This window comes from Afipia sp. OHSU_II-C1 (genome assembly GCF_000497575.1).
GTDB lineage: Bacteria > Pseudomonadota > Alphaproteobacteria > Rhizobiales > Xanthobacteraceae > Afipia.
Genome location: NZ_APJI01000003.1, coordinates 12566 through 30888, shown reverse-complemented (window position 1 = coordinate 30888; position 18323 = coordinate 12566). Strand labels below are relative to the sequence as shown.

At 62.3% G+C, this 18323-nt stretch carries 22 protein-coding genes; 10 read left to right on the top strand and 12 right to left on the bottom strand.

Annotated features, from left to right (window positions below; genetic code table 11):
* Positions 1–64 precede the first annotated feature (64 nt).
* The gene (locus I554_RS0102005; RefSeq protein ID WP_024574648.1) at positions 65–1099 is read left to right on the top strand and encodes an NADP-dependent oxidoreductase; all 1035 of its coding nucleotides are present in this window, start codon (positions 65–67) and stop codon (positions 1097–1099) included.
* 168 nt (positions 1100–1267) lie between these two features.
* Here the strand turns inward: I554_RS0102005 and I554_RS0102000 are convergent, their stop codons facing one another.
* Positions 1268–2122: a metallophosphoesterase gene (locus tag I554_RS0102000; protein ID WP_024574649.1), complete on the bottom strand. Its 855-nt coding sequence runs from the start codon at positions 2120–2122 to the stop codon at positions 1268–1270.
* Positions 2123–2303: 181 nt separating this feature from the next.
* Positions 2304–2828: a hypothetical protein gene (locus tag I554_RS0101995; protein WP_024574650.1), complete on the bottom strand. Its 525-nt coding sequence runs from the start codon at positions 2826–2828 to the stop codon at positions 2304–2306.
* 147 nt (positions 2829–2975) lie between these two features.
* Here I554_RS0101995 and I554_RS0101990 point away from each other — a divergent pair, with 147 nt between their 5' ends.
* Together I554_RS0101990 and I554_RS0101985 are read left to right on the top strand one after the other, a co-directional pair.
* Positions 2976–3323 carry a hypothetical protein gene (locus I554_RS0101990; protein WP_024574651.1) on the top strand — a complete coding sequence of 116 codons (348 nt, stop codon included), beginning with the start codon at positions 2976–2978 and terminating at the stop codon, positions 3321–3323.
* Positions 3324–3377: 54 nt separating this feature from the next.
* Entirely contained in the window at positions 3378–4679 is a 1302-nt protein-coding gene (locus tag I554_RS0101985) for an RsmB/NOP family class I SAM-dependent RNA methyltransferase (protein WP_024574652.1), read from the top strand.
* A gap of 6 nt (positions 4680–4685) precedes the next feature.
* Here I554_RS0101985 and I554_RS0101980 read toward each other — a convergent pair whose 3' ends face one another.
* Positions 4686–5060 carry a nuclear transport factor 2 family protein gene (locus tag I554_RS0101980; protein ID WP_024574653.1) on the bottom strand — a complete coding sequence of 125 codons (375 nt, stop codon included), beginning with the start codon at positions 5058–5060 and terminating at the stop codon, positions 4686–4688.
* A gap of 143 nt (positions 5061–5203) precedes the next feature.
* On the opposite strand from I554_RS0101980, the gene guaA reads away from it, so the two are divergent.
* Entirely contained in the window at positions 5204–6799 is a 1596-nt protein-coding gene (gene guaA, locus I554_RS0101975; RefSeq protein ID WP_024574654.1) for a glutamine-hydrolyzing GMP synthase, read from the top strand.
* Between the two features lie 27 nt (positions 6800–6826).
* A complete protein-coding gene (locus I554_RS0101970) occupies positions 6827–7426 on the top strand; it encodes a YdeI/OmpD-associated family protein (protein WP_024574655.1) in 600 nt (199 codons plus the stop codon).
* Positions 7427–7517: 91 nt separating this feature from the next.
* Here the strand turns inward: I554_RS0101970 and I554_RS0101965 are convergent, their stop codons facing one another.
* Positions 7518–8519 carry an NADP-dependent oxidoreductase gene (locus tag I554_RS0101965; RefSeq protein WP_024574656.1) on the bottom strand — a complete coding sequence of 334 codons (1002 nt, stop codon included), beginning with the start codon at positions 8517–8519 and terminating at the stop codon, positions 7518–7520.
* A 29-nt stretch (positions 8520–8548) separates the two neighbouring features.
* Positions 8549–9412, bottom strand: a complete 864-nt coding sequence (locus I554_RS0101960; protein ID WP_024574657.1) for an alpha/beta hydrolase — start codon at positions 9410–9412, stop codon at positions 8549–8551.
* Between the two features lie 98 nt (positions 9413–9510).
* Here I554_RS0101960 and I554_RS0101955 point away from each other — a divergent pair, with 98 nt between their 5' ends.
* On the top strand, positions 9511–9942 hold the full coding sequence (locus tag I554_RS0101955) for a helix-turn-helix domain-containing protein (protein ID WP_024574658.1): 432 nt from the start codon (positions 9511–9513) through the stop codon (positions 9940–9942).
* Positions 9943–9999: 57 nt separating this feature from the next.
* Here I554_RS0101955 and I554_RS0101950 read toward each other — a convergent pair whose 3' ends face one another.
* Both I554_RS0101950 and I554_RS0101945 read right to left on the bottom strand, forming a co-directional pair.
* Positions 10000–10647, bottom strand: a complete 648-nt coding sequence (locus I554_RS0101950) for a DUF5074 domain-containing protein (protein WP_024574659.1) — start codon at positions 10645–10647, stop codon at positions 10000–10002.
* 33 nt (positions 10648–10680) lie between these two features.
* Positions 10681–11916 carry a hypothetical protein gene (locus tag I554_RS0101945; protein ID WP_024574660.1) on the bottom strand — a complete coding sequence of 412 codons (1236 nt, stop codon included), beginning with the start codon at positions 11914–11916 and terminating at the stop codon, positions 10681–10683.
* 129 nt (positions 11917–12045) lie between these two features.
* Here I554_RS0101945 and I554_RS0101940 point away from each other — a divergent pair, with 129 nt between their 5' ends.
* The 3 genes from I554_RS0101940 (at position 12046) to I554_RS0101930 (ending at position 13665) form a co-directional block, all read left to right on the top strand.
* Complete coding sequence (locus I554_RS0101940; RefSeq protein ID WP_024574661.1) at positions 12046–12849, top strand: DUF899 domain-containing protein; 804 nt, start codon at positions 12046–12048, stop codon at positions 12847–12849.
* Positions 12846–13085, top strand: a complete 240-nt coding sequence (locus I554_RS0101935) for a hypothetical protein (RefSeq protein ID WP_024574662.1) — start codon at positions 12846–12848, stop codon at positions 13083–13085. Before I554_RS0101940 ends, I554_RS0101935 begins: the two co-directional genes overlap by 4 nt.
* A 97-nt stretch (positions 13086–13182) precedes the next feature.
* The gene (locus I554_RS0101930; protein ID WP_024574663.1) at positions 13183–13665 is read left to right on the top strand and encodes a DUF411 domain-containing protein; all 483 of its coding nucleotides are present in this window, start codon (positions 13183–13185) and stop codon (positions 13663–13665) included.
* Here I554_RS0101930 and I554_RS0101925 read toward each other — a convergent pair whose 3' ends face one another.
* Positions 13666–14577 (bottom strand): LysR substrate-binding domain-containing protein, encoded by a 912-nt coding sequence (locus I554_RS0101925; protein ID WP_024574664.1) that lies wholly within the window; start codon positions 14575–14577, stop codon positions 13666–13668.
* Positions 14578–14676: 99 nt separating this feature from the next.
* On the opposite strand from I554_RS0101925, the gene ilvD reads away from it, so the two are divergent.
* Positions 14677–16527 (top strand): dihydroxy-acid dehydratase, encoded by a 1851-nt coding sequence (gene ilvD / locus I554_RS0101920; protein WP_024574665.1) that lies wholly within the window; start codon positions 14677–14679, stop codon positions 16525–16527.
* A 31-nt stretch (positions 16528–16558) separates the two neighbouring features.
* On the opposite strand, the gene I554_RS0101915 is transcribed toward ilvD, so the two are convergent.
* The 4 genes from I554_RS0101915 to I554_RS0101900 form a co-directional block, all read right to left on the bottom strand.
* The gene (locus I554_RS0101915; RefSeq protein ID WP_024574666.1) at positions 16559–17107 is read right to left on the bottom strand and encodes a disulfide bond formation protein B; all 549 of its coding nucleotides are present in this window, start codon (positions 17105–17107) and stop codon (positions 16559–16561) included.
* Positions 17108–17117: 10 nt separating this feature from the next.
* Positions 17118–17276: a DUF5993 family protein gene (locus I554_RS27145; protein WP_192817789.1), complete on the bottom strand. Its 159-nt coding sequence runs from the start codon at positions 17274–17276 to the stop codon at positions 17118–17120.
* Positions 17277–17402: 126 nt separating this feature from the next.
* A complete protein-coding gene (locus tag I554_RS0101905) occupies positions 17403–17888 on the bottom strand; it encodes an SRPBCC family protein (RefSeq protein WP_024574667.1) in 486 nt (161 codons plus the stop codon).
* Positions 17885–18223, bottom strand: coding sequence for a metalloregulator ArsR/SmtB family transcription factor (locus tag I554_RS0101900; protein ID WP_024574668.1), 339 nt, complete (start codon positions 18221–18223; stop codon positions 17885–17887). The genes I554_RS0101905 and I554_RS0101900 overlap by 4 nt, the downstream gene beginning before the upstream one ends.
* Positions 18224–18323 lie beyond the last annotated feature (100 nt).

Sequence of the window (18323 nt, the reverse complement as noted above, 5' to 3'; positions counted from 1 at the left end):
GCACATGGCAATGCGCGGTCCTCTCGGCTAAATAACGTCCACGTTCATAAACCGAGGAAACAACATGTCCCAGTCAGCCAAGCGTATCGTGCTCGCGTCCCGTCCCGTGGGCGAACCCAAGCCGAGCGATTTTCGCCTTGAGGATTATCCGGTGCCGGCACCGGGCGAGGGGCAGCTCCTGCTGCGCACGATCTGGCTGTCTCTCGATCCTTACATGCGCGGCCGCATGAGCGACGGGCCGTCGTACTCCGCGCCAGTGCCGATCGACGGCGTGATGGAAGGCGGCACGGTGGCCGAGGTGGTTGCGTCGAACAATCCCGGCTTTGCCAAGGGCGACATCGTGCTCGCGCATTCGGGCTGGCAGCAGTACGCGGTGTCGGATGGCAAGGGGCTGCGCAAGATCGATCCGAAGATCGCGCCGATCTCGACCGCTGTGGGTGTGCTCGGCATGCCCGGCATGACCGCCTACACCGGCCTGCTCGAAATCGGCAAGCCGAAGGCGGGCGAAACGGTGGTGGTCGCTGCTGCGTCGGGTGCGGTGGGTTCGGCGGTTGGTCAGATTGCGAAGATCAAGGGCGCGCGCGCTGTCGGCATCGCGGGTGGCAAGGACAAGTGCGATTACGTCAAGAACGAACTCGGCTTCGACGACTGCCTCGACCATCGCGATCCGGACCTGAAGGCCAAGCTGAAGGAGGCCTGTCCGAAGGGCATCGACGTTTACTTCGAGAACGTCGGCGGCAAGGTGTTCGATACGGTGTTTCCGCTATTGAATCCGTTCGCGCGGATTCCGGTGTGCGGACTGATCGCCGACTACAACACCATCTTCGGCAAGGACACGCCGACGCCGCCCTGGGCGAATTCGATCATGCGCGCCATTCTGGTGAAGCGCCTGACATTCCGCGGTTTCATCGTCAGCGACTTCGCGGCGATGTTCCCGGATTTCATCCGCGACATGCCGCAGTGGCTCAAGGAAGGCAAGCTCAAGCACAAGGAGTTCGTCACCGAGGGTATCGAGAGCGCGCCGGAAGCGTTCATCGGCCTGCTCAAGGGTGCGAACTTCGGCAAGCAGCTTGTGCGCGTCGCGCCTGACAAGGTTTAATGCGGCTTCACCTCTCCCGTGGGGAGAGGTCGGATCGCTCTTGCGATCCGGGTGAGGGGGTACGCTCTCTCGATAGACTCTACGCCCTCACCCCAACCCTCTCCCCACGGGAGAGGGAGTTGCATCGCATGTGCATCGAATGCGGTATTTCAGTTCAGACATTCAAGGTCACACCACCGTCGAGGGCTCCAGCACCGAAAACAGATCGAGATTGATCTGTCCCGCCGCGCGAACGTGGCGGACTTCAAAACCGTCCGGCTGGAAGACATATTCGACCAGCCCGGTTTCCTTGATGCCGATCAGTTCCTGCTTCGCGTTGGACCGGATCACGAATGACGTCGACGGCGCCCAGATGTGCCGCACGTTGCCGAAGGTGAAGTCCCGGCGCTGATGGACATGGCCGCAGGCGACCAGCCGCAGGTCTGCGCCGCCGAACATCGTCACCAGATCGCTGCGCGCGGGCATCGGCACATAGCGGAACGATGTCGCCGAGATCTCTTCATCGCCGGGAGAGTCCTTGTACAGCGGCTTGTGAATGAAAAGCGCCACCGGCTTGCCGCGCGCTGCGGACAATTGCTCCGCGAGCCATTCGCGCTGCTCGTCCTCGCAGGGAAGCCCGGTGTTCATCACCAGCGAGTTCAATCCGATGAAGCACCAGCCTGCGGCGTCGAACTGCCAGTGATCCTCGCCGAACGCCGCGATGAAATTCTGCCGGTTAGCCTCGGACGCGCGCTGTGCCGGCTGTTCGCCGACCATCGTCGGATTGTCGCCGATGTCGTGATTGCCCGGAAGATACCGGCAATCGACGGGCAGTGCGTCGTGAAGGGCTTTTGCGAAATCGAGATCGTCCGGATGATCCGGCCCGTCGAAGGCGACGTCACCGCTGTTGATGACGAGATCGGGCCGGTTGTCGTCGATGTGTTGACTTACGCGATGAAAGTTTTCGACGAACTCGGGAAACCTTGCGCCGAGATGCGTATCGGTGATCTGGGTCAGGCGGAAGCTGGGCTTGGCGCTGGACATGGCGTGACTCCTTTGTGGAGCAAACTACACGCTGCGCATGTCAGTGAGATGGCTGATGAATTTATGCAGTACGTTTAAAACGCGCGGAGAAAATTGGAAAATTTTTAGGTGATTGAAGTGAGTCCGAGTTGAAAATATCGTCGTGCAAATGCTTCGGTCATGAAATTCTGGCGCCGGTGCCTCACAGCACGCGGTAACGGATAGCGAAGGTGTCGTCCGGCATTCCTCGTGCGGTCTCAGAGCGCGCGCCGGAAATGACGCGATCGACCATGTGCCACGGGCCGAACTCGTCGGACGGGCTGGGGTTCGGCGGCAGCCGCAGCTTGAAGGCGCGCTGCGCCTCGCCGGGCAGGCTGAGGACGACCATGCGCTCCGAGGTACGGAACTTCAGCGGGACGTGGCCGCGGAGCACGGCGCGTCCGTCTTCGGTCGCACGCAGGTCGCCGTCGAGCTGAGCGAGCGTCTGGTTGAGATCGGTCAGGAGTTCGACCTGCGCAACGCGCTTCAGGTCGGTTCTGGCCATGGCTGGCGGCAGCCGGATTTCAAATTCCACGGCCGGCGCCCTGGCCATGACGCCGAGATGCGTCAGCGCAGCAGTGCGCAGGCTGAAGGCACCGGCAGCCAGTGCTCCGATCATGAGAACGACGCCGAGGCTGCGCACGGCGACGCTGCGGAGAGTTGTCATGCCCTTTGTTGTGTCGGTCATCTCAGCACCCGGTCTGACCCTGAAAATGGAACTTCTGAGCATTGGTCGTCGTTGTCTGTGGACAGGTTCACAGTCCGCCGGGAATGACTTTCCGGGCGGGCAGAGGCTGCGCAAGGCGCGGGCTGCGCCGGATTTGGGGTATTTCAAATGATGATTCAGATGATTCTGCTGCCGACATTCGTTCTGGTCGGCCTGACTTTGCTCGTCCTGTTCTGGCGCGGGCGCGAGGGGTCAAGGCCTGCCGAGGATGGCGACTGGTTCGGTTATCATCTCCACACGCTGTTTTATGTGGTGGTCGTGCTGGCGATCGAGACCCGGCATGCCGACCTGATCATGGTCTTGTTGGCCTGGGTGTTCGTGGTGCTGCAGGTGTTTCAGGCCGGATTTCTGGTCACCACCGCGAATGCGCGCGGATCGCTGTTTTTCATCTCAGGGGCGCTGGTCCTGCTGGCCATGTGGCTGTATTTCGCCATTCGCGTCTTGTTTCTCATCTGAGACGCGGCTAGGTCAGGCGTCTGTTCTCCGATCTTGCATGCCTGAAAGACCACGATGACGCCTGCCGCGCGGCTGTCCGCAGCCATTGAGATTCTCGCAGCGATCGATGCGCAGCGCATCCCCGCGCCGAACGCGCTGAAGGACTGGGGCACCGCGCATCGCTTCGCGGGATCTGGAGACCGTGCCGCCATCGCGGGGCTGGTGTTCGATGTGCTCCGCCGCAGGGCGTCGTCGGCATGGCTGATGGATGCCGACACGCCGCGCGCGCGGCTGCTCGGCATGCTCAAGCTGGAGCGCGGACTCAACGCCGATGCCGTCGCGGCACTGTGCGATGGCGGCCGTTTCGCGCCGGAGCCGCTGACGGATCATGAGCGCGCCGCGCTTACATCGCGGACGCTGAAGGATGCGCCGGCGCATGTCGCGGGCGATTACCCCGAATGGCTCGATCCGCAGTTCGCCGCTGTGTTTGGTGATGCGCGCGTGGAGGAAACCACCGCGATGGCCAGCCGCGCGCCGCTCGATCTGCGGGTCAACACGCTGAAGGCAAAGCACGAGAAGGTGCTGGCCTCGATGAAGCATCTTGGCGCGAGAGCCACGCCTTGGTCGCCATGGGGCGTGCGGATCGATCTTGGCGCCGATGCGCGCAATCCCGGCATCCATTCCGAAGAGGCTTTCATCAAGGGCGGCGTCGAAGTGCAGGACGAAGGCTCACAACTCGCAGCCTTCCTGACCGGCGCGAAGCCGGGCGAGCAGGTGATCGACATGTGCGCCGGTGCGGGCGGCAAGACGCTGGCCCTCGCGGCGATGATGCAGGGCAAGGGCCGGCTCATTGCTACGGATCACGACAAGCGGCAGCTTGCGCCGATCCACGAGCGGCTGTCGCGGGCGGGCATTCACAATGTGGATGTGCGCACGCCGAGGGGCACGGACGATACGCTGTCCGACATCAAGGCATCCGCCGATCTTGTGGTGATCGACGCGCCGTGCACCGGTACCGGCACGTGGCGGCGCAACCCCGATGCGAAATGGCGCATGCGTCCCGGCGCGCTCGAGGTACGGATCAAGGACCAACGTGAGGTGCTTGATCGTGCAGCGGGATTGGTGAAGCCCGGCGGGCGGATCGCCTATATCACCTGTTCTGTTTTGCCACAGGAAAACAACGAGCAGGTGAAAGCTTTCACCACGCGCCATCCCGATTACGAGGTGGTGCCGCCTTCGCAGGTGATGTCCGTGCTCTGGGACAAGGCGGATGACTTTGCCGCCGCGACGATCCAGTCGGACGAGGGCCTGCTGATGACCCCGCGCCGCACCGGGACGGACGGGTTCTTTGTGTCGGTCCTGACGCGCCGGACCTGACTCCTGTCAGCCGTGAATGTGGTTGGCTGATCCCTGAACGATCTTGCCGTCGGCATTCACGCGCAGGTACTCGCAGATCTGGTGTCCAAGCTCGTCGCGATAGAACACGACAAGGCTGTCCGGGCTGACGAACGCGTTGATCAGCGTGAAATGAAGCTTCGGACGCAGGGGCAGGGCGCGTCCCCAATAGGTGCGCAGATTCTCCTTGCCGCGTAACCGGCCGTTCTGGTCGAGACCGAGCTTGATGATCTTGTCGGAAACCATCTCGCTGTCATCAGCGTAAAGCGCGAGAACATTGTCGAGGTCCCGGGTGTTCCAGGCGGCGATCCAGGTGTCCGCGAAGGCGGTCCTTTGTTCGAGCGTCTTCTCCAAGGCTTGCACGTTTCTCTCCCCGCTTGTAATTAGGTCAGTATTATTGACCTATATTTCGGCAAGTCAACTGGAGGCTTTTTGATGGGTGGATTGCATCGGCGTGCATGCTTTGCCGGGTTGCGACTCCGCCCCCCGTCGCGTATTTCCTCTCCATGACAGCACACAGCCAGACCGCCCCAGCGACGCCCGACGTGGCGGCCGCTCACGAGAAGATTCTCATCGTCGATTTCGGCTCCCAGGTGACGCAGCTCATCGCGCGGCGCGTCCGTGAGGAGGGTGTCTATTCCGAGATCGTGCCGTTTCAGAAGGCCGAAGCGGCCTTCAGGGAGATGAAGCCAAAAGCTGTGATCCTCTCCGGCGGGCCGGCTTCGGTGCTCGATCAGGATGCGCCGTCGGCACCGATGTCGATCCTGACAGCGGGCGTTCCGGTGCTCGGCATCTGCTACGGCGAGCAGACCATGGCGCAGCAGCTCGGCGGCACTGTCGAGGCCGGTCATCACCGCGAGTTCGGCCGCGCGCTGATCGAAGTCACTGATAACTGCGCGCTGTTCGAGGATGTCTGGAAGGTCGGCGAAAAGCATTACGTCTGGATGAGCCATGGTGATCGCGTCACCAAATTGCCGGACGGTTTTCGCGGCGTGGCGAAAGCGCCGGGGTCGCCGATCTCGGTCATCGCCGACGACAAGCGCAAGTTCTACGCGATGCAGTTTCATCCCGAGGTGGTACATACGCCGGACGGTGCGAAACTGATCAAGAATTTCGTGCGTAAGGTCGCTGGCCTCACCGGCGACTGGACCATGCGCGCCTTCCGCGAGGAAGCGGTCGAGAAGATCCGCGCGCAGGTCGGCAAGGGCAGGGTGATCTGCGGCCTTTCCGGTGGCGTGGACTCATCCGTCGCGGCGATCCTGATCCACGAAGCCATCGGCGATCAGCTCACCTGCGTGTTCGTCGATCACGGTATGCTGCGCAAGGACGAGGCCAAGACCGTCGTCGATCTGTTCCGGCATCACTACAACATTCCGCTGGTCCATGTTGACGCGTCGAAGACGTTCCTCGGCGAGCTTGACGGCGTCACCGATCCGGAAGTGAAGCGCAAGACCATCGGCCGCCTGTTCATCGATGTGTTCGATGACGAAGCCAAGAAGATCGGTGGCGCGGATTTTCTGGCGCAAGGTACGCTCTATCCCGACGTGATCGAAAGCGTGTCGTTTACCGGCGGACCGTCGGTCACGATCAAGTCGCATCACAATGTCGGCGGCTTGCCCGCGCGCATGAACATGAAGCTGGTCGAACCCTTGCGCGAACTCTTCAAGGACGAGGTGCGCGCGCTCGGTCGCGAACTCGGCCTGCCGGACGTGTTCGTTGGCCGGCATCCGTTTCCGGGACCGGGGCTTGCGATCCGCTGTCCGGGCGAGATCACCCGCGAGAAGCTCGACATCCTGCGCGAGGCCGATGCGGTCTATATCGACCAGATCCGCAAGGCGGGATTGTACGACACCATCTGGCAGGCGTTCGCCGTGCTGCTGCCGGTGAAGACCGTCGGCGTGATGGGCGATGGCCGGACCTATGAGTACGTCGTCGGCCTGCGCGCGGTGACGTCCACCGACGGCATGACCGCCGACTTCTATCCGTTCGACATGAAGTTCCTCGGCGAGACCGCGACGCGCATCATCAACGAGGTGAAGGGCGTCAACCGCGTGGTCTACGACGTGACGAGCAAGCCGCCGGGCACGATCGAGTGGGAGTGAGGCGAGGGCCTTGGGACGGACAAGCCGATGGCGCCGGTCTTAGTCGATCCTGAAAAAAATCACGCGTTCAAGGATGCGGCGAGTTTTTACAAGTGGCTCGCCAAGCATCACGACAAAGCGGACGAGGTCTGGATCAAGATCCACAAGGTGGATTCGGGGCTCAAGTCGATCACGCCCAAGGAAGCCATCGATGCCGTTCTCTGCTGGGGCTGGATCGACGGCCAGCGTAAAGGTTTCGATGACCTGAGCTTTCTGCAGCGCTACTCGCCGCGCAGCAAGAAGGGCACCTGGAGCCAGATCAATGTCGACAATGTCGCACGGCTCATCAAAGAAGGAATGATGACCGAGCACGGCCTGAAGCAGGTCGAAGCCGCGAAAGCGGATGGGCGCTGGGATCGCGCCTACAAGAGCGGCAAGGACATGAAAATCCCCGCCGATCTTCAGGAAGCCATCGACGCCGAGCCGAAAGCCAAGGCGATGCTGGCGAAACTCAGTGCGCAGAATCGCTTCGCGCTGGCGTTCCGCACTCACAACATGAAGACCGAAGCCGGGCGGAAGAAAAAGATCGAGGCGTTCGTCGCGATGCTCAAGCGCGGCGAAACGATTTATCCGCAACGCAAGAAATGAAGCGAGATATGCCGATCAAGGCCGAAGCGGTTTAGCGGTCTTCGCGCGTCGTTTCGGTGGACGTGCACCTTGCCGATCGTTTGTGGTGCGTTTATTTCACCGTGATCGCCACCTTGCCTTTTGCGCGTCCGGTCTCGACGTAGACCAGCGCGTCGCCGGTCTTCTCAAACGGGAACACCTTGTCAACGACAGGGCGAACCGCGCCGGATTCGATCAGACGCGTAATCTCACCTAGCTGCTGCCCATCTGCGCGCATGAACAGGAAGGAATAATTTATCCCGAGCTTCCTGGCTTTACTTCTCACGCCGCGGCTTAACAGGCGCAGCACCAGCTTCAGGAACGGATTCAATCCCAGCGCCTTGGCGAACGCAGGGTCCGGTGGACCGGAAATTGAAATGAGCAGGCCACCCGGCTTCACCACGCGAAGGGATTTTTCGAGCGTGTCTGGATCCTGACTGTTCAGGACGAGATCGTAGCCCGACAGGATTTTCTCGAAGTCCTGCGTCTTGTAGTTGATGACCACGTCTGCCCCCAGACTCTTGACCATCTCCATATTTTTCGCGCTCGTCGTGGTCGCCACTGTCGCGCCGAGATGCTTGGCGAGTTGGATGGCAAAAGTTCCGACACCGCCGGAGCCGGCCTGGATGAACACTCTCTGTCCCGGTTTTACCTTGCCGACCTCAACCAGCGCCTGCCACGCGGTCAACCCGACCAACGGAAGAGACGCGGCTTCTTCCATGCTGATGTTCGCCGGCTTCAGTGCCACGTCGGCTTCGTCGATGGCGATGAGTTCGGCAAACGTACCGATCCGATGATCGCGTGGCCGCGCGTAGACGTTGTCGCCAACCTTGAAACGCTTGACCTTCGATCCGGCCCTGACAACCGTTCCGGCGACATCGTGTCCGAGGATGAAAGGTGGACGATAGGGAAGGATGAGCTTGAACTCTCCATCCCGGATTTTGGAATCCAGAAGATTCACGGCCGTGGCGTGAACCTCGACCAGCACATCATTCTCCCGCACGTCTGGTTCCGGCCGATCGGTCAGGCGCAGAGGACCCTTCTTTTTGTACTTCTCAACGACGAACGCCTTCATGGTTATCTCCTTAAGAGTTAGCAGCGGCGTCAGGCGCCAAGGAAGGAAAGAGCCTTTTTCACGAAGGCCTCGTGATGCTGGAAGATGCCGCCATGTCCGGCGTCTTCGTAGATCACCAGCTCGGCCCCGGAGATGCGCCGCGCCATGTCGATGCTGTTCACGGTCGGAACCATGATGTCGTTGTCGCCGTTGGCGATCAGGACCGGGATTTTGATGGCGGCAAGATTCTGAGGCGGCTGCCGGCCCCAGCCTTTGATCGCCTTGAGTTGCCGCAGGAAAGCGCGGGGAGTCGGCTCCTTGTCGCGTTCCGTCTTGCGCTCCTTCAGCCGGGCCAGAAAGGCTTTCGCGGCGCGACGGCCATTCGCTGTCGAGGTGAAGAACAGGTAGAACTTCGGATCCTGGAACGTCAGCATGCCCTTGATGATCAGTGGCCAGGATACCGATCCGACCTTGTCGATACCTTCGCCTCCCGCCGGACCAGTGCCGGTCAGGATAAGCTTTCGGACAAGGCCGGGAGCGTTCAGCGCTACATCCTGCGCCACGAACCCACCCAGTGAAAAGCCCAGCAGATCGACCTGCCTGAAGCCAAGCGCATCGATCAGGGCAATCGTGTCCCGCGCCATTTCATCCACAGTCACCGGCGCTGTTCCGCCTGATCCGCCGATGCCCCGGTAGTCGGTCGCAATCACGCGATATCTGCTGGCGAGTCCGTCGACGATCCTCGGGTCGAAATTGTCCAGAACCGCGCCCCAATGGTTGAGCAAAACCACAGGGATACCGCCGCGCGGACCGAGATCACGATAGGCAAAAGCAGTTCCCCCAACATTGATGGAGAGGTTGGGGGCGTCGGCGTAGCGCACGCCCGGCCCGAGGTTGCCGACAGGCTTCGTCATCGCTGGCTCTCCACTCTGCGTTCAGTTTGTTGTGGAATATCGATGCGAAACGAGTTACTATCATTTCGAAAGTAAGTCACTATCAAAAAGATATCGATATGCAGAATCTTTCCGACCAGCCCTGCCTGATCGCCCGCAGCCTCGCGCTGGTGGGGGACGCATGGAGCATGCTGATCCTGCGGGATGCCCATGGGGGGCTGACGCGCTTCGATGAGTTCCGCAAAAGCCTTGGGATCGCTCCCACGATCCTGACCCGCCGGCTTTCGGCGCTTACGGATGACGGACTGCTGGAGAAGCGGCGCTATTCGGAGCGGCCGCCGCGCGATGAATACGTCCTGACACAGGCGGGCAGGGACTTCCTGCCTGTGTTGTTTGCGATCAGCGCGTGGGGACGAAAGCACCGTAACAAGGACGGTGTAACCCGGTTCTTCGATGCTGAGATCGGAACGGAGATTGATCCCGTTACGATCGACCGTGCAACCGGCGCTCCGATCGGAACGCGTCAAATTCGTTTCGCTATGCCCGAGTGAGTTGTATCAGGCGATAGGCGCAGGCGCCGGAATTTCCGGCGCTCAACTTTCGCTCGTTTACTTGCCTGCGTTTCGCTTCGGCCGGCGCACGGCGCGCAGCTTTCCGCTCTTTCCGCCGCCGCAGAACAGTTGATCCTTGCCGTCGGATTCAAGGCCTGAAACTCCCGTTCCCGCCGGCAGCGTGAGTTCTTCGAAAACCTCGCCGGTCTGCGGATCGATCCGCCGCAGCGCGCTGTCGTCGCCTTCCCACACGCCGTGCCAGAGTTCGCCGTCGACCCAGGTGACGCCGGTGACGAAGCGGTTCGATTCAATGGTGCGGATGATGGCGCCCGTCTCGGGGTCGATCTGATGAATCTTCTTCTCGCGATACTGTCCGACCCAGAGTGAGCCTTCGGCCCACGCCATTCCTGAATCGCCGCCGTCGCCGGGCGCGGGGATGGTCGCAAGCACGCGCCCGGATGCCGGGTCGATCTTGCGAATGTTCCTTTCGAAGATCTGGAACAGATGGCGTCCGTCGAAGGCCGTGCCCGCATGCGCGGGGACGTCGATGGTCCGCACAGGCTTGCCGCTCTGCGGGTCAAAAGCGTTCAGCCGGTCGCCGGACGCGAACCAGACATTCCGGCCGTCGAAGGTCACGCCGTGCACGTCCTCCGCGCCGGGAAAGGGGCCGTATTCGCGAAGGATTTCTGCTGCCGCGCGTTTCATTTTCTGCATCTCCGTTGCTTTGACGATCGCAACCTAATCATTCGGCAGGGCTGCAGGGAGTAACAATGTCGTCGTGAATCCGGCCACCGGCGGGGTCATCCAGCGGCGCGCGCGGGCACGGCCGAATGATTGCACCTTGCCGGCATCCGCGAGTTCATCGAGCGCGCGCTGCACCGTGCGCTGGCTGGCGCCGAGCGCAAGGGCGAGCGCCGAACTCGACCACGACTCGCCGTCGGCGAGAAAAGCCAGCACCGATCCGTGATCCTCTTCGACCGGCGTCGCCAGCACGGCCACATCGCGCGCGCTGAGTGGCGCCAGCGCGAACCCGTCCTTGGTCGCGGTGATGTCCGCCAGCGGCCGCAGCGCCTTGCGAAGCCGCCCGATCTCAACGCGCAGCCTCGCACGATGGGAGTCATCGGCGTGCTTCGCCCTGAAGGCGCGCGCGAGCAGCACGCTTCGAGGGGCGTCTTGCGGCCACGCTTCAGCGAGCGCGCGGGCAAGCGCGAACAGCACCGGACGCCCCGCGAGCGAGACGCTCGTGCCCGCGCTGCGTACGGCATAACGCGCGGCATCCACGATGAGCGTTTTCGAGGTGAGCAGCCTTTCGACGTCTTCGAGCAGGAGAAAACGCTCTTCGCCATGCGCGATCATACGTGCCGCCGGCGTCTTCAACACGCGGGACGCGCTGTCGACTTCCGCCAGCAGCGCGGGAATGTGGGCCTCGCGTGCCGCGCGTTCGGCTCTCACCAGCGCTGCGCGAGCTTCTTTTGTGCGAATTCTCCGCATCGCGATTCCCGCAACGGTCAGTTCATGCGCCGCGCGCCATGCGGGCGGGAGGGGAGCGGGGTCGAGTTCGGCGATCGCGTGCTCGGCCTGGTCGAGTCGCCCAATCAGAAGAAGACGTCTGATCTCGAGGTGCCGCGCGTGGGCTGCATTGACCCAGTCGCCGTGCTGTTCAAGAACCGTACGGGCGCTGTCGAGCGCCTTCACGGGCCAGCCGAGATGACCGGAAACCACATCGCGCGAGACCAGCGCGATCTCGGCCTCGGCAACGACGCATCTGGCGCGGGCCAAGGCCTCCTTCGGGCCAAACGCACGCGCGGCCCTTTGCAGAAGCGTTCGTGCCTTGGCAAGGTCGCCGAGCTGAGCCATTGCGAGGCCCCGGAGCGCAAGGGCCGGCGGATCGTTGCGCAGCGCGACTCGGTTCAGTGCTCCGAGAGGATCTCCCGATGCGAGCGCGCGGGCTGCAGCCGTGATCAGCGAGTCCATCGGAATCCCGCCAAACTTGTCACTCCCACCGTTCCCACATCCGACCTTAAGTCTGTCCCCGAGCACGAACGATCGGCGGTGAGCGGCGTTGCGTTCCAGCTCGAAGACACGAGCCATTCGGAGGTTCCGATGACCACGATTACCTCACCTGAGACGCCCCGGAAAGAAGGACAGAACGCCATGAACACGCCACCTGTTGTTTCGGCAGAAGAATGGGAGGCTGCGCGCGAGCGGCTTCTGGTCAAGGAGAAGGCCCAGACGCGCGCCCGTGACGCGCTGGCCGCAGAGCGTCGGCGGATGCCATGGATGGCCGTGGAGAAGACATACGCGTTCGACGGGCCGAACGGCAAAATGAGCCTGCTCGACCTGTTTCAGGGCCGCCGCCAGTTGATCGTCTATCGCGCGTTCTTCGAGCCCGGCGTGCATGGTTGGCCGGAGCATGCCTGCATCGGCTGTTCGCTCGGAGCCGATCAGGTTTCCAATCCGGTCCATCTCAACGCGCGCGACACCACGCTCGTCTATGCCTCGCGTGCCCCGCAGGCCGATATCACGCGCCTGAAAGCGCGGATGGGCTGGGAGCATATCCCGTGGGTGACCATCACCGACAGTTTCGATGCCGATTTCGGTGTCGATCTGTGGCACGGTCACAATGCTTTCATTCGCGATGGCGACCGCATCTTCCGCACCTACTTCATCAACACGCGCGGCGATGAGGCGATGGGCACGGTGTGGAGCTATCTCGATATGACCGCGCTCGGGCGTCAGGAAGCGTGGGAAGATTCGCCACGAGGTTATCCGCAGGAACGGCCCTACAAGTGGTGGAACTGGAACGACAGTTATGTTCCGGGCGCCGCGCCCGATCCGAAATGGATTGCCGTATCCGATGTCGGCGAGGAAGCGTTCCGCAATAGAGACAACGGTGCGGCGACATGAGCGCGACGTGTTCGGATGCGCCCCGGAACGCAGGCGCGTTTCGGGCAGGCGAGTGGCTGAGCCTTGCGGCCGCGCCGACCTGCGCGGTCATGGCGCTGCTGACGGGTGTTGCCGATGAAAGCGCTCCGGCGTTTATGTGCGCGCACGGCACATCGTTCGGCGGCATGGCCGCGATGTACGGGCTGATGAGTGCGTTCCATCTTGCGCCGTGGTTGAAGCTGATCTTCGGCCGGTAACCTAACCGATCCTTGATTGGATGATGCCGACTGTTCCCGGTATTCTTGCTGGCATGATCGCGCGCGGCGCGCGCCACGGCAGACGAGGAATGGATTGATGACGATTTCGACGCGGCGCGCGGTGTTGGCGGGAGCATTGCCGGTGGCGGCATGGCTGGTGCTGACGCGTTATTCGCATGCAGCCGAAGGGCTTCCCCGGATGACCGTGACCCGGGATCCTGCATGCGGCTGCTGCGGCGGCTGGATCGCACATGTGAAGGCGGCAGGTTTTGCAGTCGATGAAATCCAGTCTGCCGACGTCGCACCGCTCAAGACAAAACTTGGCGTGCCTCTGGAGCTTTCCTCCTGTCACACGGCCGAAATCGGCGGCTATGCCATCGAAGGGCATGTGCCGGCCGATGCGATCAAACGGCTGCTTGCCGAAAAACCGCAGGCGAAAGGCCTGGCCGTTGGCGGCATGCCGACCGGATCTCCGGGCATGGAGGTCGAGGGAAGTCCGCCCGAGACATATGATGTGGTTCTCTTTTCGGCCGACGAGCAACGCGTGTTCGCGCGCTATCGCGGAGCGCAGGCGATCTGATCAAACCGCGCCCGCCATCTCCCGCGCGATGCTGACAAAGCGCTCGATGGTCGGCGTGGTGTCTCCAGTGCGCCATGTGATTCCGGTTTCCAGGATGGGCGCGTCACCCGCCAGATCGACATAGCGGACGCCGGTTCGCGCGAGGTTGCGCAGCGAGGCGGGCACGAGCGCGATCCCCATTCCGGCGGAGACAAGACTGATGATGGTCTGCATCTGGATCGCCTCCTGCGCGATCCGCGCCTGTCCACCATGTGCCGTGTAATACTCGGTGACAAGATCGTGGAAGGCCGGCGCGCTCTGCCGTGGAAAGATGATGAGCGGGGCGCTCACGACAGATTCCGGCGCGAGCCGATCCGCCGACAGCGACAGCGTACCATCGGCAATCCAGCTCTCCGGCACGGCTGCGACCAGCGGCTCGGTGACGAGTGGCAGATAGGAGAGCGGTTTGGGTAACGCCGCGTTCGGCGGCGGGATCACCAGACCGACATGGCCGTCGCCCTCGAGCAGGTTTGCGATCTGCACATTGCTGGTGGCTTCCGTCAGCGAGATCTCGACATTCGGATAGAGCGAAGCATAGCGGCGCACCAGCAGCGGCAGGATGCTGTAGTCGGCGGTGCTGACGAAGGAGAGCGCCAGACGACCGGCGGTGCCGTCGCGCAATTGATGCGCGATCTCGGGCAGGGTGTTTACGCCATCGAGCGCGGCGCGCACATGGGGCAGCCACTCCGCGCCGAACGGTGTCAGCGCCACACTGCGTTTGGTCCGCACGAACAGCGGCGCGCCGAGTTCGCGCTCCATGGCCATGATGGATTGGCTGAGCGGGGGCTGGGTCATGCCGAGCCGCTCGGCGGCCCGTCCGAAATGCAGGGTGTCCGCGACGGTAACGAAATGCCTGAGTTGCCGGGTATCCACTATTAATACTCTGAGTGACCTATTTTTCTCTGAATAATATATTTTACAGGATCAAAGAACCCCATTATTGGAACCGTTCCAATAAAAGAGGGAACAACCATGCCGGCATACCGCTCCAGAACCTCCACCCACGGCCGCAACATGGCCGGCGCCCGCGGCCTCTGGCGTGCGACGGGCATGAAGGATGCAGATTTCGGCAAGCCGATCATCGCCATCGCCAACAGCTTCACCCAGTTCGTGCCGGGCCATGTGCATCTGAAGGATCTCGGGCAACTCGTGGCTGGCGAGATCGAAGCGGCAGGCGGCGTCGCCAAGGAATTCAACACCATCGCCGTCGATGACGGCATCGCGATGGGCCACAGCGGCATGCTCTACTCATTGCCGAGCCGCGAACTGATCGCCGACGCGGTCGAGTACATGGTCAACGCGCATTGCGCCGACGCGCTGGTGTGCATTTCCAACTGCGACAAGATCACGCCCGGCATGCTGATGGCGGCGATGCGGCTGAACATCCCGACCGTGTTCGTCTCCGGTGGACCGATGGAAGCCGGCAAAGTCGTCGTGAAAGGCGCCAAGCGTTCGGTCGATCTGATCGATGCGATGATCGTTGCCGCCGACGACAGCTACACCGATCAGGAAGTCGCGGCGGTCGAGCGCTCGGCGTGTCCGACCTGCGGATCGTGCTCGGGCATGTTCACCGCGAACTCGATGAACTGTCTGACCGAAGCGCTGGGCCTGTCGCTGCCGGGCAATGGTTCGGTGCTGGCGACCCATGCCGATCGCGAGCGGCTGTTCCGCGAAGCAGGCCATGTGATCGTCGATCTCGCGCGCCGCTGGTACGAGCAGGATGATGCGAGCGCGCTGCCGCGCAACATCGCGAACGTCGCGGCCTTCGAGAACGCGATGAGCCTCGATATCGCCATGGGCGGATCGACCAACACCGTGCTGCATCTTCTGGCGGCCGCGCAGGAAGGCGAGGTCGATTTCTCCATCGCCGACATCGACCGGCTGTCGCGCCGTGTGCCGTGCCTCTGCAAGGTTGCACCGGCCAAGAACGACGTTCACATGGAAGACGTTCACCGCGCCGGTGGTGTCATGGCCATTCTCGGCGAACTCGAACGCGCCGGATTGATCGATACCAGTCTACCGACCGTGCACGCGCCGACCATGGCCGATGCGCTCAACCGCTGGGACATCGGACGCACCAACAGCGAGTCGGTGCGTAATTTTTTCCGCGCCGCACCCGGCGGCGTGCCGACGCAGGTCGCTTTCAGCCAGTCCGCGCGGTGGGACGAACTGGACACCGATCGCCAGAAGGGCGTCATCCGCTCGGCTGAGCATCCGTTCTCGAAGGACGGCGGACTTGCCGTGCTGTTCGGCAACATCGCGCCGGAAGGTTGCATCGTTAAGACCGCCGGCGTGGATGAATCGATCCTGACGTTCCGCGGCACGGCGCATGTCTTCGAAAGCCAGGATGACGCGGTGTCCGGCATTCTCGGCAACCGCGTGAAGCCCGGCGAGGTGGTCGTCGTGCGTTACGAAGGCCCGAAGGGTGGTCCCGGTATGCAGGAGATGCTGTATCCGACCAGCTATCTGAAGTCGAAAGGCCTCGGCAAGGTGTGCGCGCTGGTGACCGACGGCCGGTTCTCGGGTGGAAGCTCGGGCCTTTCGATCGGTCACGTGTCACCGGAAGCGGCTGAAGGCGGATTGATTGGTCTCGTGGAGACCGGCGATCCGATCCTGATCGATATCCCGAACCGCATCATCAGCGTCGAGCTTGACGATGCCGTGCTTGCTGCTCGTCGCGCGGCGATGGAAGCCAGGGGCAGTGCGGCCTGGAAGCCCGTCGACCGGCAGCGCGTGGTGTCACCTGCGTTGCGCGCTTACGCGGCGCTGACAACAAACGCGTCGCGCGGCGCCGTTCGCGATGTGTCTCAGGTCGAGAAGTAATAGCTAACGCTGATGCGGGCGAGAGCCCGCGTCAGCGTTTCAGCAACTCATAGACGACCGGGTTGTCGGCGCACGCACCGAACCCGCATTCCAGCAGTGTCGAGATCACATTCAGCGCCGTCAGCCCGATGACCAGCCACACCGCCGTGTGCGCGAAGGTGGTCATCGCAGGCGGCACGGATTCCTGCTTCTCGAACTGCCTGTCGAACAGCAGGACGATTGCGATCATTGCGATGGCCACAATGAATCCCAGCAGCGCCCACGTATAGTAATGATAGCCGAGCAGCGCCGAGCGGTAGCCGGCGTCACCGGGCATGATGTGCAACAGAACCTGACGCGTCGAAACCATCGCTCCGATCAGAGCCGCCAGCAGCGATAGCGCGTAGTGGCTGGGCCGTGGCCCGAAGCGGATGTTCAGCATTGGCCCGATGGCGAGTGCCGCGAACATGATGCGCTGAAGCAGGCACAGCGGGCAGGGCAGTTCGTTCAGCATGAACTGCGCGGCAAACGCCGCGGCGAGCACCGCAGCAACACCGTAGAGGCCGAGGGCGTCGAAGGTGACGGCGCGTTCCGGGGACATGCGATGCGCCTCAGAACGACAGCTTGAGCGTGTCAGTTGCGTGATGAAGGTAAGTCGCGACGCACGCGATCAGCAGCACGGCGAATAGGGACATTGCAAGCGCTCGCGAGCCGCGCCACGCGACACACATCACGATCGCAGCGGCCAGAAATAGCGCGGTAAATTCCATCTTCGCTTCCCCAGCGGATATGGACTTACTCTACGCCAGATTCGGCAATTGGCGGTCTTGCATTTCAAACAGCGTAACGCCGCCGATGATGCTTGCGCGTCACCGGCGGCGTTGTTCGGGGCCGCGTTACCCCTTTACATAGGCAGCCAGCTTCTCCAGCGTCTGCATGCCGAGTTCGACCGCACCGAACTTCATGACGGCATTGCGCGCCTCGACGGACGGGAAGACTGACGTCCTGGTCAGCAGCGTACGCTTTGAGCCAAGTGCCTTGAAGGTGGTCGTGACCTCGAATGCGTTCGGATCGTTGTCGATGTCCGAACCGTGGCGATAGTCGAGGCGTTCTGCCGGCGTGATGTCGCGATACTCGATGCGGTTCGGATAATCGGTGCCGTCCGGACCATGCATGGTGAAGCGGAACAGGCCGCCGACGCGAAAGTCCATCGCGAGAACCGTGATGGTGAAGCCGTTGGGGCCGTACCAGGCCTTCAACGCCTCGGCCTCGGTGAAGGCGCGGAACAGCACATCCGGCGGTGCATCGAATTCGCGTTCCATGGTGATGGTGGGCTGATCGGCCGGTGAGCTTGCCCTGACCTTGAGAGTCGCCGCTGTCATGAGTCTGTTTCCTTTGACTGGATGTCTTTCAAATACAGATCGAGCTTGCCGAAGCTCTCCTCCCAGAACCGCCGATATTGATCGAGCCATTCGGTCGCTTCCTTCAGCGCCTTGGGTTCGAGGCGGCAGGGCCGCCACTGGGCCGTGCGCCCGCGCGTGACGAGGCCGGCGGTCTCCAGAACTTTCAGGTGCTGGGAGACGGCGGGGAGGCTCATGTCGAACGGCTTCGCCAGTTCCTGCACGGAGGTCTCGCCAAGCGCGAGGCGGGCGAGGATCGCGCGCCGCGTGGGATCGGCGAGAGCCTTGAAGGTCATGTCGAGAGAGTCTGCTGGCATGGTTCAACCTGTATTTAAGTAGATGCTTAAATACGATGAGCAGATCTCATCGTCAAGCCCGAAAATCCCCTTGCATCTCGGACTTCCGCAGCAATAATGT

Coding starts and splice junctions, on each gene's coding strand:
- I554_RS0102005 (WP_024574648.1), top strand. CDS start 65: ATGTCCCAGTCAGCCAAGCGTATCGTGCTCGCGTCCCGTCCCGTGGGC.
- I554_RS0102000 (WP_024574649.1), bottom strand. CDS start 2,122: ATGTCCAGCGCCAAGCCCAGCTTCCGCCTGACCCAGATCACCGATACG.
- I554_RS0101995 (WP_024574650.1), bottom strand. CDS start 2,828: ATGACCGACACAACAAAGGGCATGACAACTCTCCGCAGCGTCGCCGTG.
- I554_RS0101990 (WP_024574651.1), top strand. CDS start 2,976: ATGATGATTCAGATGATTCTGCTGCCGACATTCGTTCTGGTCGGCCTG.
- I554_RS0101985 (WP_024574652.1), top strand. CDS start 3,378: ATGACGCCTGCCGCGCGGCTGTCCGCAGCCATTGAGATTCTCGCAGCG.
- guaA (WP_024574654.1), top strand. CDS start 5,204: ATGACAGCACACAGCCAGACCGCCCCAGCGACGCCCGACGTGGCGGCC.
- I554_RS0101970 (WP_024574655.1), top strand. CDS start 6,827: ATGGCGCCGGTCTTAGTCGATCCTGAAAAAAATCACGCGTTCAAGGAT.
- I554_RS0101965 (WP_024574656.1), bottom strand. CDS start 8,519: ATGAAGGCGTTCGTCGTTGAGAAGTACAAAAAGAAGGGTCCTCTGCGC.
- I554_RS0101960 (WP_024574657.1), bottom strand. CDS start 9,412: ATGACGAAGCCTGTCGGCAACCTCGGGCCGGGCGTGCGCTACGCCGAC.
- I554_RS0101955 (WP_024574658.1), top strand. CDS start 9,511: ATGCAGAATCTTTCCGACCAGCCCTGCCTGATCGCCCGCAGCCTCGCG.
- I554_RS0101950 (WP_024574659.1), bottom strand. CDS start 10,647: ATGAAACGCGCGGCAGCAGAAATCCTTCGCGAATACGGCCCCTTTCCC.
- I554_RS0101945 (WP_024574660.1), bottom strand. CDS start 11,916: ATGGACTCGCTGATCACGGCTGCAGCCCGCGCGCTCGCATCGGGAGAT.
- I554_RS0101940 (WP_024574661.1), top strand. CDS start 12,046: ATGACCACGATTACCTCACCTGAGACGCCCCGGAAAGAAGGACAGAAC.
- I554_RS0101935 (WP_024574662.1), top strand. CDS start 12,846: ATGAGCGCGACGTGTTCGGATGCGCCCCGGAACGCAGGCGCGTTTCGG.
- I554_RS0101930 (WP_024574663.1), top strand. CDS start 13,183: ATGACGATTTCGACGCGGCGCGCGGTGTTGGCGGGAGCATTGCCGGTG.
- ilvD (WP_024574665.1), top strand. CDS start 14,677: ATGCCGGCATACCGCTCCAGAACCTCCACCCACGGCCGCAACATGGCC.
- I554_RS0101915 (WP_024574666.1), bottom strand. CDS start 17,107: ATGTCCCCGGAACGCGCCGTCACCTTCGACGCCCTCGGCCTCTACGGT.
- I554_RS27145 (WP_192817789.1), bottom strand. CDS start 17,276: ATGGAATTTACCGCGCTATTTCTGGCCGCTGCGATCGTGATGTGTGTC.
- I554_RS0101905 (WP_024574667.1), bottom strand. CDS start 17,888: ATGACAGCGGCGACTCTCAAGGTCAGGGCAAGCTCACCGGCCGATCAG.
- I554_RS0101900 (WP_024574668.1), bottom strand. CDS start 18,223: ATGCCAGCAGACTCTCTCGACATGACCTTCAAGGCTCTCGCCGATCCC.